The sequence below is a fragment of the Sphingomonas kyeonggiensis genome (assembly GCF_014196745.1).
Taxonomy (GTDB): domain Bacteria; phylum Pseudomonadota; class Alphaproteobacteria; order Sphingomonadales; family Sphingomonadaceae; genus Sphingomonas; species Sphingomonas kyeonggiensis.
Window position 1 is genome coordinate 553865 of record NZ_JACIEH010000001.1, and the last position, 15104, is coordinate 568968.

The following is a 15104-nucleotide window of genomic DNA, read 5'->3' on the forward strand; positions in this document are numbered from 1 at the left end:
ATGGTGCCGGTTGCAGGAATCGAACCCGCGACCTTCGGTTTACAAAACCGCTGCTCTACCAGCTGAGCTAAACCGGCACGGCCCCGCCCTTGATCGGCTTGGGCCGAGTGGTCAAGGCTGAACTAGGTGGGGCCGAACTAAGCGGGGCCGATCGGCGCGGGGCGGGTGACGATCCACAGCGCCGAGGCGGCCATCGCCGCCGCCACGCCGAGCGCGAGCCCGAGATGCGGGCGCGCCGTCACCCAGAACATGGCATAGCCGAACGCGATGCCGGCACAGGCGGCGATCTTGCCCTTGCGCGGGATCGCGCCCTGCTCGCGCCACTGGCGGATCGGTGGGCCGACCTTGGGATGGCCGAGCAGCCAGGCCTCGAGCCGGGTCGAGCCGCGGGCGAAGCAGCCGGCGGCGAGGATCAGGAAGATCGTCGTCGGCATGACCGGCAGCATCGCCCCGATCACCCCGAGCGCGACGAAGAAGAACCCCAGCAGCACCCAGAACAGGCGCATGGCGCGGTTGCCAAGGCGTGGCTCAGACGAGATGGCGGCAAGCCGATCGGGACGCGGTCACGGGGATCTCCTTGGTGGCGCGGTTCTGCCAGCGGGGCCGGCGCGGATCAATGCCGGCTGGCATGCCGCTCGGCCATGTAGCGGCCGGGCGAGGTGCCCAGCGCCTTGCGGAACATGGTGACGAAGCTCGGCACGCTCTCATAGCCCAGGTCGCCGGCGACCTGCTGGATCGAGGCGCCGCCGGCCAGCCATTTGACCGCGAGCATCACCGCCAGCTGCTGGCGCCAGCGCCCGAAGCTCATGCCGGTCTCGCGGTGGATCAGCCGGCCGAGGGTACGCTCGCTGAGCCCCGCGCGGCGGGCCCAGACGTCGAGCGTGCCGCGGTCGGCAGGGGCGTCCATCAGCAGCTCGACCACCCGGCGCAGGCGGGCGTCGCCGGGCATGGGCAGGTGGAGATCCTCGACCCTGGCGGTGGCGATCTCGTCGAGCAGGACCGAGACCAGCCGGGCATTGGCGCCGGTCTCCTCGTAGAGCACCGGCAGGGTGGCTGCCCGGGTGAGCAGCTCGCGCAGCAGCGGCGTGACCGAGAGGGCGCAGCAGCGCTGGGGCAGGCCCGCCTCGATGTCCGGCCCGACAAAGGCGTTGTAGCCCTCCAGCACCCCCGAAGCCTTGACCGAATGCAGGGCGCCGCCGGGGATCCAGATGGCGCTGCGCGGCGGGACGATCCACAGGCCGCCCTCCACCTCGCAGCTCAGCGCGCCGCGCTGGGCGAGGATGATCTGGCCCTTGGCATGGCGGTGCAGGTCAAGCTCGATGGCGCCGAAATCATCGGTGATGAAGCCATAGGTGACCACCGGCCGGGGCACCGCGTCCGGATCGACCCAATCCGCTTCCTTGCTGTGTACGTTGAGGATGGGCATCGGCACCGTCCGTTCGATTGGCGGGATTGGATAACATTCTGTCCAGGCTTCGCAATGACGCCGTTGTTGCGAGCCATTATCAGTTCATTTCGGAACAGTCGAGCCGGGAAGGGCCAGCGAAGTGGACACATTGCACACCGATATCGTCGCGCAGCTGCTCGAAAGGCTGCACCGCGAGGCGCATGCGGCCGATCATGCGCATTTCGAGAAGGTGATGGCCGAGATCGAAACGTCGGGCCAGACCGCCGAGCAATGGGCGGAAACCCTGCTCGTCGAGGAGAAAGCAGGGCTCCGCCCGGTCTATCAGGGCTATGCCGAGCATTTCCTGTCGGTCACGCCCGACTATGGCCAGTTTCTCTATGCGATGGCGCGGGCGAGCAGGGCCACGCGGATCGTCGAGTTCGGCACCTCGATGGGCGTATCGACCGTCTATCTGGCGGCGGCCCTGCGCGACAATGGCGGGGGCAGGCTGATCGGCAGCGAGCTGGAGCCGGGCAAGGTGTCCCGGGCGCGCGGTCATATCGAGGCGGCCGGCCTTTCCGACCTGGTCGAGATCCGCGAAGGCGATGCGCGCGAGACGCTGGCGGATGCCGGCACCGCGCTGGGCGGGCCGATCGACCTGGTGCTGCTCGACGGCGCCTTCTCGCTTTATCTGCCGGTGCTCCGGCTGCTGGAGCCGCAGCTTCGCCCCGGCGCGGTGGTGCTCGGCGAGAACGCCTTCGACCCCGAATACCAGGCCCATGTCCGCGATCCGGCCAATGGCTACCGCTCGCAGACGCTCGCGATCGACGAGGGGCGGGGCAATGAATTCAGTGTGAGGACCAAGTGATGCTTACCGTGGATTCCCCCGAACGGCCCGTGGCCAAAGCGCCCGGAAAGATCGGCCAGGCGCTGATCCGGCTGTTGATGAAGCGCGCGACCGTCACCGCGACCGAGCCGCTCGCCGGCCCCTTCCGGCTGATCACGCTCGAAGGCCCGGCGTTGGAGGGCGTGGGTTGGACGCCGGGGCAGAAGATCCAGATCGCGATGGGATCGGCGTTCACCGCACGCACCTATACGCCGATCGAGTGGAACCCGGTGACCGGGCGCGCCTGCATCCTGGGCTATGTCCATGGCGACGGGCCGGGCAGCGCCTGGGTGCGGGGCGTGGCGCCGGGCGACGTGTGCGACATCTTCGGCCCGCGATCCTCGCTCGACGCGAGCCGGATGGCTGGATCGCTCGCGGTGTTCGGCGACGAGACGTCGATCGGGCTCGCGCATGCGCTCGCCTATCAGGACCGCGGCCGCAGTGTGACCGGCGTCTTCGAAGTGGGTGATGCCGAGAGCAGCTGCCTGGTGGCCGAGCAGTTGGGGCTGGACCGGGTGGCGCTGTTCAGCCGCAGCGCGGGCGATGCGCATCTGGAGGAAATGGAAGCGCGTCTGGACGGGCTGGCGGCTTCCGGCGCTTCGTTCGTGCTGACCGGCAAGGTGGGGACGATCCAGCGGCTGCGCCAGGGGCTGAAGCGGCTCGGCGTGCCGGGCAGCCGGATCGCGGCCAAGGCCTATTGGGCGCCGGGAAAGACGGGCCTGGACTGAAGGATGCGGGAGCGCCGGAGGGGGAGAGGCGCTCCCGCAGCTTCCGGGGGCGGAAGCCTTGGCAAGGCCCCGATGCCGAGGGGGCTGAATGGGCATCGTGACCTTGCAAAGCCTTTATGGGCCCGATGACGGGTGGGCGGTATTGTACGTTGGTTTGGGGTGGTGACCGTCTCCACTCCGGAACAGGGAGATTCTCATCCCTTGGTAGCGTTGCCTGCGCGCCTCTCCGGACGTTAGGGAGCGCCATGCGCATTTCGCTTCCCCGCATCGCGACCGCCCCTTTCTGTCCGGCCGAGGTGCAGGGGAGCGTCGCGGTGCCCGCGGGCATGCCCGCCTGGCGGCGGCTGCTGCGCTCGGCGGGGCCGGGGCTGCTCGTCGCGGTCGGCTATATGGACCCGGGCAACTGGGCGACCGATATCGAGGCGGGCTCGCGCTACGGATACGACCTGCTGTTCGTCGTGCTGTTCTGCGGCGTGGCGGCGATGCTGCTGCAATGGCTGGCGATGCGGCTGGGGCTGGTCGCGCGCCGCGACCTCGCCCAGATGGCGCGCGACCGGTACAGCCTGGGGACCACCCGCACGCTCTGGCTGCTCGCCGAGCTGGCGATCATCGCCACCGATGTCGCCGAGGTGCTGGGGTCGGCGCTCGCCTTCAACCTGCTGCTCGGGGTCCCGCTCTGGCTTGGCGTGCTGCTCACCGGGCTCGACACGCTGATCGTGCTCGGGCTGCGCGGGCAGGGCTTCCGCCAGCTCGAGGCGATCGTGCTGGGGCTGATCCTGACCATCGCGATCTGCTTCGCGGCGCAGCTGGCGATCGTCGGGCCGAGCTTCGAGGGGCTGCTGCACGGCGCGATCCCCAAGCTGACGATCTTCCAGGATCCCCACGCACTCTATCTCGCGGTCGGCATCCTCGGCGCGACCGTGATGCCGCACAATCTCTATCTGCACAGCGCGGTGGTGCAGACGCGGGTGACCGCCAACAGCGAGCCGGCGACGCGCGAGGCGCTGCGCTTCGCGACGATCGATATCGTGGTGGCGCTGTTCCTGGCGACGCTGGTGAACGGCGCGATCCTGACGCTGTCGGCGGCGACCTTCCACAGCAACGGCTATACCGGCGTGGCGGAGATCGACGATGCCTACCGGCTGCTCGCGCCGCTGACCGGCGCGGCCGCGGCGGCGCTGCTGTTCGGCATCGCGCTGTTCGCATCGGGGCAGAGCGCGACCTTCACCGGCACGATCGCGGGGCAGGTGATCCTGGAGGGGTTCCTCAACCTCAGCATCCCCTGCTGGTTGCGCCGGGTCATCACCCGCGGGCTGGCGCTGATCCCGGCGCTGATCGGCGTGGTCTGGATGGGCGAGGACGGGGTGGGCCGGTTGCTGGTGCTGACCCAGGTGGTGCTGTCGCTCCAGCTGCCCTTCGCGATCTGGCCGCTGATCCGCTTCACCAGCGATCGCGGGGTGATGGGGGTGTACGCCAACGGGCCGGCGGTGAAGCTGGCCGCCTGGGCGCTGTTCGGGCTGATCGTCGGGGCGAATCTGTGGCTGATCTGGCGGTGGATTGGGTGAAGTTCCCTCTCCCGCTTGCGGGAGAGGGAGGGAGCCGCGAAGCGGCGGAAGGGTGAGGGTGTGAGTTGGCCGCGAGCGACGTGCGCGCCTCCCTTGCTCACCCTCACCCTGGCTCCCCCGGCCTTCGCCGGGGTCACCGTCCTTCATCAGGTAAACAGCGCCCCGCGCTGTTTAGGCCATGCCGGGGGCATGGCCGACCTGATGAACCCGCAGGCGGGAGAGGGAGAAGGACCTAGAAACTCCCCCGCACCGTGAACGTGAAGATCGGCCCGATCAGCTGGTCGTTGCGCTGGCGGAAGACCAGCGGGCTGGCGTTGCGGCGGCCGGCATAGACCGCGCGGTCGAAATAATGCCGGGCGCTGAAGATGTTGCCGACCTGGGCCCGCAGGGTCAGGCCGAACACGTCCTTGTGCTCGAGGAAGGCGTTGACGAACCAGGGGCCTTCATTCTCCTGGTTCACTTCGGTCAGATATACGTATTTCGCATAGTGATAGAGGCTGGCCGAGGCGCCCCAGGCGAAGTCGCTCTTCGGGATGTCGTGGCGGAAGTTGAGCTCGGCCCAGCGGTCCTGCGCGCCGCTGATCGGGCGCATCTCGCCGGTGAGCGGATCGCGGACCCGGGCGATCTCGAAGCCGAGCCTGGCGTCGAGCTTGGCGCCCGGCAGGCCCAGGGGCGCGAACTGGATCGTGCTGGTGCTCTCCATGCCGAAGCGCGTGGCATGCGGCAGGTTGCCGACGCCTTCGCCGTCCGCGCCGATCGGCACGATGTCGATGATGTCCTCGACCGCGTAATAATAGCTGCGCAGCCGGGTCTTGCCCGCGGCGCCCAGCGAGCGGCCGACCTCCATCTCGACTTCCCAGCTCTGCGGCGGGACGAGATCCGGATTGCCGCTGTTCTGCCGCTCGGACTTGAGATTGGGCTGGGCGAGGAAATCATAGAAGCTGATCTGGCCGACGCGGCGGCGCAGCTTCAGGCTGAGATCCCAGTTCTTGTCCGGCTGCCAGCCCAGCGTGAGGCTGCCCTTGGGGCGGAAGAAGCGGCGCGGGGCGAGGTCGCCGTCGACGCGCTCCAGCGTGCTGGTCTCGCCGCCGGCGGCGAACTGGAGGTTGAAGCCCGAGCCGAGCGGGCGGCTGAGCGTGGTCATCCCCTCATAGCGGACCTCGCGGACGATGCCGCTGCCGCCGGGAAAGGGGACGGGGACGAACGCGCCCCGGGGATCGAGCGTGGCGAGCGAACCGCGCTGGTCGAGTCCGTTGACCGCGCGCTCGAGCGAGACCTGCAGGTCGTTCCTGCCCATCTTCCAGCGATATTCGCCGCGCGCGATCGTCTCGGTGACGTGCGAGTTGCGCGAGAAGCGCGTGCCCTGGTCGGGCGCGCCGCTGGCGAAGCTGTCGACCTGGGTGGAGACCAGCGGCTCGTGATCGAAATGCCTGAGGCCGATCACCTTGAGCCGGCCGGGGCCGAAGGCGAATTCGTAATCGGCGTTGATGTCGTACATCCAGCCGTCGAGCTTCTGGAGACGCAGGCGGGTGCCGTTATTTCCGTCGGCGCGGAAGCGCTGCTCGAAATCATAGACCGGGTTCCAATAGGGCGAATAGCCGAGGGTGAGGTTGCCCTTGGCGGTGCCCGGGCCATCGAACGCCAGGCGCAGCTTGGCGGTGACGGTGTCCGATTCCTGGTGGAATACTTCCTCGCGCCGCTCGATCAGCTTGCCGTCCGGACCGTAGAACAGTTCGGGGCCGCCGATCGCGCCGCGGCCGGCCTGGTCCTCCAGTGAGAGCGTATAGTCGATCCCGCCGGTCTTGCCCGAATAGCTGAGGCTGCCGCGGAACAGGTTGGGGCGGGAATAATGGGCGCGGAAGTCCGGGCGCCATTCGAACTGGCCGCCGGCCTTGCGCGCGCTCTTCAGGATGATGTTGGCGACCTGGCCGGCGAGGCCCGCGATGCCGAGGCTGGAGGCGTCGACGATCTCGATCCGATCGACATTGTCGAAGGCGATGCGCTGAAGCTCGGAGATCGCGCCGCCGGTCTTGTTGGCGATGCGCTCGCCGTTGATCAGGACATTCTCCGATGCCTGGCCGAGCCCGCGCTCCTGGCTGGCCTCGCGGATGGTGAAGCCGGGGAGCTGGACGAGCATGTCATAGGCGGTCTTGGGCGCGAACCGGGCATAGTCGGCGGGCGCATGGACCTGCTTGGCGGTGGCTGCCGCGGGGGCGGTCTGGGCTGCCGCGCTCCAGGGGAGGAGCGCGGTGCCCGCGAGGAAGAGAGCGGCGAGACGCATCGATGGGGGGCTTTCCTGGCGCGCTTGCGATCAGTGGCCGAGCACGTGCAGCTGGACGAGCTGCTCTGCGCTGGGGTTCTCGATGCCGATCTTGCGGGCGCGGCGGATGTCCTCGCCGGTGACGCCGACGGCGCGCAGCTCGACGAGCTTGTTCGCCGGCAGGTTCGGATAGCCGAGCGTGGCGATCTCGCGGACATAGGCTGGGGTGACGCCGACGGCCTTGAGCTGCACCGCGTCGTCGGCGCTGAGCTTGCCGAGGCCGGCCTGCTTCATGCCGGCGAGGAAATCGGGCGAGACGTCGAGCGCCTTGAGCTGGATCAGGTCGTGCGGGCGCAATTCGCCCAGGCCGGCGCGGAGCATCTCGCCGGCATAGTTCGCGTCGATCTTGAGCGCGGTGAAGGCGATCAGATCCTCCAGGTCATCGGGGCGGATGCCCTGGCGGGCGAGGTCGGCGATATAGGTCGGGGTGGTGCCGAGCGCGGAGAGCGCGACGAGCTGGTCGATCGTCGGCTTGGGGTATTTGGCGTCGGCGAGCGCATCGACCAGCGCCTTGTTCGCGCCGGTCAGCGCCAGGTCGAACGACTGCTCGAAGCTGGGCGTGCCGATGCCGCGGCTGGCGAGATAGCGCGAGAAGCCGTCGTCGGGCGTGAAGCTGCACTTGCCGGTGGCGACGCGGCTTTCGGTGCTGCCGGCGCAATCGAGCTGGCCGGGTTCGCGGGCCAGGGCGAAGCGCAGCGGGCCGTCGGCCTTGAGCGCGCCGGTGTCGAGGCCGAGCTGCTCGGCCTTGATCTGGGTGTTCATGTTGCTGCGGGAGCCCATCGACAGCTTGATCTCAAAGCGGCTGCCGCTCGCTTCCAGCTGGAGGCGGAAGCTGATCGGGCTCGAGGCGGTGACGGGATCCCGGTCGCGGGCCCGGTCACCGGCGATCGCGGTGGTGGCGAAGAGGGCGAGGGAGGCGATGACGGCGATGGTGCGGTTCATGGCATTTCTCCTGGGTGCAAAAAGGCAAGCCGGGGGCGTTCACCCCGGCGGGGGTGTTGTTTTTCGGCGATTGGGGGTCGGGTTAGGCGGGGTTAGTCGTTGGGATCCGGGTCCGGCGACGGATCGGGATCCGGTCCGCGGCGGCCGCCATGCTTGATGAGGGCGAGGCTATCGACCCCGACCGGCATGCCGGCGCGCTTCAGGCGGCGGACATCGTCGGACGTGACGCCCATGCCGGCGAGGGCGATGTAGTCGTCCAGGTCGCCGCGGAAGCCGGCGGCGTTGATGCTGCGGACATAGCGGGGGTCCACCCCGACGGCGCGGGCGCCCATGATGTCGTCGAACGAGCGGATGCGCAGGCCGGTGGCCATCATCGCCTGGACATATTCCGGGGTGACGCCGAGGGCGCGGGCACCGGTGGCGGTGTCCAGGCTGATGCCGAGCTGCGGGGCGGCGCGGCGCAGGCCCTCGATATAGTCGGGCGTGACGCCGACCGCCTTGGCACCGATGATCGCATCCAGCTCGCGGTTCTGGTGGTCCTCGCGATCGGCGCGGCGGTCCTGGGGCGAGGCCGGCGTGGCCGCGGGAGCGGGGGCTGCCGGATCGGCGGCATGCACAGCGGCGACGGGGCGTGCCCGGGCGGGCGTGGCCGGGGTATCGGTGGTGCCGGCGCCCAGGCTCGCGCTTTCCGCGACGGTGGTCCTGGTTTCCGCGTGGCGCTCGGTGGCGCCGACGGTGAGCGCGGCGAGCGGGGCGGCCATCACCAGCATGCCGGCGCCGAAGCCCGCCACCCACGAGCCCTGGGCGCGGCCGCGCGGCAGGGTCGCGTCGAGCACGCGGCCGACGCGGCGCTTCAGGCTGCCCTTGCCGGGGGCGACGCCGTGCGCGCCGAGCAGCAGGCCCCTGGCCTCGTGCCGGGCGACGCGGACGAGCAGCTGGGCATAGTCCGGCGCGTCGATATTGGCGGCGAGCACCGCGTCGTCGGCGGCTTCCTCGCGCAGCTGGTGCGCCTCGCGGGCCAGGCGCCAGGCGAGCGGGTTGAACCAGTGGATCGCGGTGGCGACGCGGGCGAGCATCAGCTTGGCCCAGTCGAGCGCCGAGACGTGCGCCAGCTCATGGGCGATGATCGCCTCCGCCTCGTCGGTCGCCGCCAGCGCATCGGCGCTGAGCAGGATGGTCGGGCGGGCGAGGCCCCAGGAGATCGGCGAGGGCAGGGCGTCGCTGACCAGCAGCGCGGTGCCGCTCTTCATCCCCATGCGGCGCTGGGCATGGGCGAGCGCGCTCAGCCAGACCGGATCGACCAGCACCTCGGCACCGGCGCGCAGGCGCACCAGGCGGAGCAGCGCCACGGCGGTGAGCAGCAGCAGCGCCAGCACCGGCAGCGCATAGGCGAAGCGCTCCCAGCCCTCGGGCAGGGTGAACCAGGGCCCGGCGTCGGCGGCGGTGGCTACCGGCATCGTCGTGCTGAGCGCGGCGACCTGGCGTGCCGGCAAGGTCGTGCTCGGCAGCGCGGCGCTATCCGTGGCGGGGGCCTCGAGCCGGCTCTGGACGAACTCGGGCACCGGCAGCGGCATCGACGGCAGCAGCAGGGTGGCGAGCGGCAGGATCACCAGCCCGGCGAGGCCGAGATGCGCGATCAGAGAGCGCTCCGCCGCCGAGCGGCCGCGGGTGAGGCGCAGCAGGAGCAGGGTGATGCCGGCGATCACCAGCGACTTGAGCACGAGGCCGAGCAATACGGTCACGATCAGGCTCCCTTCTTGGCGCGCGCCGCGGCGATCATCGCCTCCAGCTCGTCGAGGTCGTTGTCGTCGAGCTTCTCGCTCATGCCGAGCAGCGCGCTGGCGGCATGGGTGGTCGATCCGTTGAAGAAGGTCCGCACGACATGGCCGAGCGCGGTGACGCTCGCCTTGCTTTCGGCCTCGACCGGCGAGAAGAGATAGCCGCGCTCGCTCATCGTGCGCTGTACCGCGCCCTTCTGCTCGAGCCGGGTGAGCATCGCGCGCACCGCCGAGGCGGAGAGCTTGTCGGGCAGGGCATCGCAGACGTCGGACACGGCCATCGCGCCGTGCACATAGAGCAGGTCGACGATCTGGCGTTCACGGGGCGGCAGGTTGTTCAGCATGGGAATCTCTCTAAGCTACATTTGTAGTTATGCGCTACATTTGTAGCGCGCGCAAGTGCCATGTTGCGCGAGAGTGGTTTCGGGTCAGTCCGTGAGCGCCGCCAGGTCCGCTTCCACCTTCAGCTCCCACGCATGTGCGCCCTGTTCGCGGGCGAGTGCCAGCGCATCCTCCAGCACCGCACGGCCCGCCCCGGGCGCCGAGTCGCAGCGCGCCAGGATGCCGGCCTTGAGGCGGAGCAGCTCGGGCACCGAATAGCGCTCGCCATTGGCGTTGCAGCGGGCGAGGGCGGCATCGATCAGGTCGAGTGCCTCGGGGCAACGCCCGTCGAGTACCAGGCCGCGGGCGAGCGCGATCGAGAAGGGCGTGGTCAGCAGCTCGTAGCGGGCGGCGCGCAGGCGCGAGAGGCTCTCCTCCACCGCACCCAGCGCTTCGCCACCCTGGCCGCGGGCGATCGCCAGCTCGCCGCGGAAGCCCGCCGCGGCCGCGACATAGGGGCCGAGCGCATTGACTTCGGCGCAGGCGGTGAAGGCGGCGAGGTCCTCCTCGGCGGCGGGGAAGTCCTCCATCCAGATATAGACCGCCCAGGACCAGATCAGCGCGATGCAATAGGTCACCGAATGATCGAGCTGCGCCGCCTCGCGGATCGTCTGGCGCGCCTGGCGGGCGGCCTGCTCGGCATGGCCCGACAGCCACAGGGTCCGCGCCAGTGCGATCCCGGAGCGGTTGCGATGGTCGAAGCCGTAATGGATCGTCCGGCTGCGCGCGGAGGGCGGGCTGTTCTGCAGCGACAGCTCCAGCTCGCGCCGCGCGCTCTTCTGGTCGCCGCCGAGATGGTGGGAGATGCCGAGCAGCGAATAGGCCACGCCGAGCGCCTCGGGCGCGCCGATCTGCTCGGCGACCTGCACCGCGTGCCGGGCATGGCCCGTCGCGGTGGCATATTCGCCGATCCGCTCATGGAAGATATGGAGGCGGCCGAGCAGGCGTAGCTGGTTCCAGCGATCCTCGAGCGCGGTGGCGATCTCCAGCGCGCGGGCGAGCGCGTTGCCCGCCGCCTCGCTGTTGCCGCGAGTGAACATCAGCGTGATGCCCAGCGCCGCCTGCAGCTCGAGCTCGATCGCGGTGCCGCGCTGGCCCTCCTCGATCTCGGTCAGCGCGCGGCCGCACCAGGTGCGGCACTCGATCAGGTGGGAGAGGTTGAGGAACACCGGCGCGCTGGCGGCGGCCAGGCGCACGGCGATCCGCCGATCGCCCTGCGGGCCGAAGCACCAGTCGAGCGCACTGCGGATATTGCCCAGCTGCAGGCGGAGCGGCCGGGCGTCCTGCAGCACGCCCTCGTCCTGCTCGGCCATCTCCAGCTCGGCGAGGAAATAGGCGGCGTGGCGGCGGGCGGTGGCGGCACGCGCCTCGACGCCGCGGGCGAGCAGCTTCTCGCGCGCATAGGCGCGGGTCATCTCGAGCAGGCGATAGGTGCCGGTGCGGCGCGAGCGATCGGGGGAGATCAGCGACTTGGAGACGAGCTCGTCCAGCGCGAAGGCGACTTCGTCCGATCCGATCTCGGCATCCGCCACCACGTCGAGCGCGGCGTCGATCGAGAAGGGGCCGACGAAGATCGACAGGCGCTCGAGCACGATCCGCTCGACGGCGGGGAGCAGGTCGTAGCTCCAGTCGAGCGTCGCCTGGAGCGTCTGCTGCCGCGGCTGGGCAGTGCGGCGGCCCGACCAGCCCAGGCTGAAGCGCTCGCCGAGCTGGCGGGCGGTGGCCTCGATGCCATGGGTCGCCACGCGGACTGCGGCGAGCTCGATCGGCAGCGCCATGCCGCCCAGGCGCTGGCACATCTCGGCGATCAGCCGGGCGGCCTCCGCATCGATCACCAGCGCGATGTCCGCCGCCATGGCGCGTTCGCGGAAGAGCTGCACGGCGGGATAGGCGAGGATCTGATCGACCGTCAGGCCATCCAGCTCCTCGGGATAGGCCAGGGCGTCCAGCCGCAGCACATGCTCGGCGCGTACGCGCAGCGGCTCGCGCGAGGTGGTCAGCACGCGGACATGGGGAGCCTCCTCGACAAGGCGCTCGACGACGCTGGCGACGGGCTCGATCACGTGCTCGCAATTGTCGAGGATCAGCAGGAAGGGCCGCTCGCGGACATGGCCGAGGATCACCGCGAGCGGATCCTCGCTCTGCACCGCGATGCCCATCGCGCCGGCGATCATCGACGGCACCACCGTCATGTTCTCGAGCATGCTGAAATCGACGAACGCAACCTGGTCCGCGAAGGCGGGCGCCAGCCGGTGGCCGATCTCGATGGCGAGCGAGGTCTTGCCGACGCCCGCCGCGCCGACGATCGAGAAGAGCGGCGTGTCGGTGACGCGATCGACCAGAAACTCGACGTCGCGCTCGCGCCCGATCAGATGGGGCAGGCGAGCGGGCAGGTTGGTGGTGCTGACCGGTGCCTTCAGGGCTTCGTCGGCGGCACGGCGCGGCGCAGAGCCGCCCTGGCGCTCGACCGGCGCGACGAATGCATAGCCGACGCCGACCTGCGTCGCGATGTAGCGGGCGCCATCGGTGCCGTCGCCGAGCAGCTTGCGCAGGCCGGCCATGTGGAAGCGGAGGCTCCCGTCCTCGACCACCACGTCGGACCAGACCCGCTTGAGCAGCTCGCGCTTGGACAGGACCCGGCCGGGCTGCTCGGTCAGGACGACCAGCAGGTCGAAGGAGCGGCCGCCGATCTCCACCGGCTCACCATGTTTCGTCAGCAGTCGCTCGCCCGGCGACAGGCAGAAGGGCCCGAAGCACATGCGTTCGCCAAGCTGTTGATCCACGTCCGCCACGATCTGCCATTACCCCATTTACGGTCGAGCGTTCCATGCCGCGCGGGGTGGCGCACCTCAATCCTACCAAAGTACTATTCTTTGCGTTCAGGCGGTTCGAGGCCTCTCTTTGGTCGTGCCGTCATCCCCCCGTTCCGTCATCCCCGCGAAGGCGGGGATCCAGGGTGGCAAAGCGCTGTCCTGCGTGACTCTGGATCCCCGCGTTCGCGGGGATGACGGGGTAGGGTGTGGGGACGACGACGTAGGACGTGAGCCTATTCCCTCGGAAAATCGGTGGACAGGCTGAGGGCGCGCCAGCGCTCCAGCTCTTCCAGCCGCGCCTTGTCGCTGCGTTCGATCGCACCGATCGCGTCGCTGCCCAGCGGCAAGCGGAGCGGCGGCTCGTCCGAAGCGACGACCTGCAGGATCGCCTGGGCGCCGCGGCGCGGATCGCCCGGCTGCCTGCCGTGATAGGCCGCCTGCATCCGCGCGGCATTGCCGACCACCGCGTCATATTCGGCGCGGCCGGTCTCCAGCGTGGTCGAGGCGCCGGCGAAATCGGTGCGGAAGCCGCCCGGCTCGATGATCGTCACGCGCACGCCGATCAGCTTCATTTCCTGGGCGAGCACTTCGGAGAAGCCCTCCACCCCCCATTTCGCCGCCGAATAGGGCGCGCGGCCCGGCGCGCCGAGTCGGCCGCCGACCGAGGAGAATTGCACGATATGGCCGCTGCCCCGCGCGCGCATGTGCGGGATCACCGCCTTGGTCATGATGATCGTGCCGAACAGATTGGTGGCGATCTGGCGGCGGAACGAGGCGAGCGGCGTGTCCTCGACCGAGCCGACATCGCCGTAGCCGGCATTGTTGACCAGCACGTCGAGCGTGCCGAACGTCTCGATCGCGGCCGCCACCGCGGCGGCGGCGTCCTCTTCGCAGGTCACGTCGAGCCGGGCGGTGGCGAGCCTGCCGGGGCGGCCGTCGCCCAGCCCGGCGAGCTGCTCGGGATCGCGCGCCGTCGCCAGCAGATTGTCGCCCGCATCGAGGATCGCTTCGCACAGCGCGCGCCCGAAGCCGCGCGAGCTGCCGGTGACCAGCCAGGTCCGTGTCATGGTTTCACTCCATCAGCCGAAGGTAAAGACATAGGCGCGCACGCCGGGGCGGGCGAACTCGATCGTGACGGTGCGGTCGGTGATCGCGCCGGGCTGGCGGACGAGCTGGTAGAGCCGGTCCTCCTTGACCTGGCCCCAGCCGGCCGCATCGACATCGACGCCGTGGCTGGCGCCGGGTGCCTTGCCGTCGATCGTCACGCGGAAGCGTACCGGCTGGCCGTCCTGTGCGCCGCCCAGCACGAGGTGCGTGTCGCGGGCATGGAAGCGGAAGCGGATCGTGCCGGGACCGCTTTCCAGCAGCGCATATTCGCCGTCGACCTTCCAGCTGCCGGCCAGGTCCCACTGGTTGAGCGAGAGGTCCGTCGCCGAGCTGTAGCCATGCGACCTGTCCTGCTTCAGCCCGCCGGGGGAGGCGAAGTCCACGGCCTTGTCATAGCCGATATACGCCTCGGGCGAGCGGAGATCGGCCCAGTCGGCCTGTGCCTCGACGCCCTTCGCCTCGATCGGGGCGAGGGGGATGCCCGACACGTCCTGGCCGGCTTCGGCCAGCAAGGTGCGGATCAGCTGCTCGCCTTCCGCATATTTGCCTTCGCCGAGCCGGTAGCCGCGCACCTTGCCCTTGGCGTCGATGAAATAGATGCCGGGCCAGCCCTGGTTGGCGAAGTCGCGCCACACGGCATAGTCATTGTCCTGCAGGTTCGCGTAGCGCACGTTCAGCTGGCTGGTGGCCAGGCGGACATTCGCCGGATCCTTCTCGAAGCCGAACTCGGGGGCGTGGACGCCGACCACTTCCAGGCCCTTCGCGCCGTAGCGCTCGCTCCAGGCGCGCAGATAGGGAAGGGCGCGCAGCGAGTTGATGCAGGAATAGGTCCAGAAGTTCACGATCACGACCTTGCCGCGCAGCGCCTTGGGACTGCCGGGCACGGGGGTCAGCCAGGGCGATGCGTCCTGCAGCACCTCGATCGGGCGCGAGGTCGTGCCGAAGGGCGCCGATCCGATGGTTTCGACCGGCTTGGCGGCGGAACGGACCAGGCCGAGCGCGTCGCCGAAGCAGATGGCGGTGGTGGCGGCCGCGGCCACGACTGCGGCGGCGGCGAAGCCTAGGGAGCGTTTCTGGTTCATGATGCCTGCCTCCTCTTGCGGTTGAACGCCGATGTAGGCCGCCTGCGCGCCGCCGCCCGTTAGCCCTCGCCGGGCGCGCGTTAGTTCCTGAAAGCCGCCGCCCACGCGCGCTAAC

The 15104-nt window shown here is 69.7% G+C and carries 12 protein-coding genes and 1 tRNA gene; 3 read left to right on the forward strand and 10 right to left on the reverse strand.

Annotated elements, in window-relative coordinates; translation table 11 throughout:
* Position 1: 1 nt before the first annotated feature.
* The 3 genes from GGR46_RS02680 to GGR46_RS02690 all read right to left on the reverse strand — a co-directional run bounded on the left by GGR46_RS02680 (position 2) and on the right by GGR46_RS02690 (position 1426).
* Positions 2 to 77 (reverse strand) — tRNA-Thr (locus GGR46_RS02680).
* A gap of 60 nt (positions 78 to 137) precedes the next feature.
* Entirely contained in the window at positions 138 to 506 is a 369-nt protein-coding gene (locus tag GGR46_RS02685; protein ID WP_183994320.1) for a YbaN family protein, read from the reverse strand.
* A gap of 107 nt (positions 507 to 613) precedes the next feature.
* A complete protein-coding gene (locus GGR46_RS02690) occupies positions 614 to 1426 on the reverse strand; it encodes an AraC family transcriptional regulator (protein ID WP_183994322.1) in 813 nt (270 codons plus the stop codon).
* Between the two features lie 121 nt (positions 1427 to 1547).
* Between GGR46_RS02690 and GGR46_RS02695 the strand changes: the two genes are divergently transcribed.
* From GGR46_RS02695 to GGR46_RS02705, 3 genes are all read left to right on the forward strand, one after another.
* Positions 1548 to 2255 carry a class I SAM-dependent methyltransferase gene (locus tag GGR46_RS02695; protein ID WP_183994324.1) on the forward strand — a complete coding sequence of 236 codons (708 nt, stop codon included), beginning with the start codon at positions 1548 to 1550 and terminating at the stop codon, positions 2253 to 2255.
* 29 nt (positions 2256 to 2284) lie between these two features.
* Positions 2285 to 3001, forward strand: coding sequence for a siderophore-interacting protein (locus tag GGR46_RS02700; protein WP_221262535.1), 717 nt, complete (start codon positions 2285 to 2287; stop codon positions 2999 to 3001).
* Between the two features lie 245 nt (positions 3002 to 3246).
* A complete protein-coding gene (locus GGR46_RS02705) occupies positions 3247 to 4566 on the forward strand; it encodes an Nramp family divalent metal transporter (protein WP_183994326.1) in 1320 nt (439 codons plus the stop codon).
* 232 nt (positions 4567 to 4798) lie between these two features.
* On the opposite strand, the gene GGR46_RS02710 is transcribed toward GGR46_RS02705, so the two are convergent.
* From GGR46_RS02710 to GGR46_RS02740, 7 genes are all read right to left on the reverse strand, one after another.
* Positions 4799 to 6847, reverse strand: a complete 2049-nt coding sequence (locus GGR46_RS02710) for a TonB-dependent receptor plug domain-containing protein (RefSeq protein WP_183994328.1) — start codon at positions 6845 to 6847, stop codon at positions 4799 to 4801.
* Between the two features lie 30 nt (positions 6848 to 6877).
* Entirely contained in the window at positions 6878 to 7828 is a 951-nt protein-coding gene (locus GGR46_RS02715) for a hypothetical protein (RefSeq protein ID WP_183994330.1), read from the reverse strand.
* A 92-nt stretch (positions 7829 to 7920) separates the two neighbouring features.
* Positions 7921 to 9570 (reverse strand): M56 family metallopeptidase, encoded by a 1650-nt coding sequence (locus GGR46_RS02720; protein ID WP_183994332.1) that lies wholly within the window; start codon positions 9568 to 9570, stop codon positions 7921 to 7923.
* Positions 9571 to 9572: 2 nt separating this feature from the next.
* The gene (locus GGR46_RS02725) at positions 9573 to 9950 is read right to left on the reverse strand and encodes a BlaI/MecI/CopY family transcriptional regulator (RefSeq protein ID WP_183994334.1); all 378 of its coding nucleotides are present in this window, start codon (positions 9948 to 9950) and stop codon (positions 9573 to 9575) included.
* An 84-nt stretch (positions 9951 to 10034) separates the two neighbouring features.
* Positions 10035 to 12779 carry a winged helix-turn-helix domain-containing protein gene (locus GGR46_RS02730; protein ID WP_183994336.1) on the reverse strand — a complete coding sequence of 915 codons (2745 nt, stop codon included), beginning with the start codon at positions 12777 to 12779 and terminating at the stop codon, positions 10035 to 10037.
* A 254-nt stretch (positions 12780 to 13033) separates the two neighbouring features.
* Complete coding sequence (locus GGR46_RS02735; protein WP_183994338.1) at positions 13034 to 13867, reverse strand: oxidoreductase; 834 nt, start codon at positions 13865 to 13867, stop codon at positions 13034 to 13036.
* Positions 13868 to 13879: 12 nt separating this feature from the next.
* Positions 13880 to 14989 carry a redoxin domain-containing protein gene (locus tag GGR46_RS02740; RefSeq protein WP_183994340.1) on the reverse strand — a complete coding sequence of 370 codons (1110 nt, stop codon included), beginning with the start codon at positions 14987 to 14989 and terminating at the stop codon, positions 13880 to 13882.
* Between the last annotated feature and the right edge of the window lie 115 nt (positions 14990 to 15104).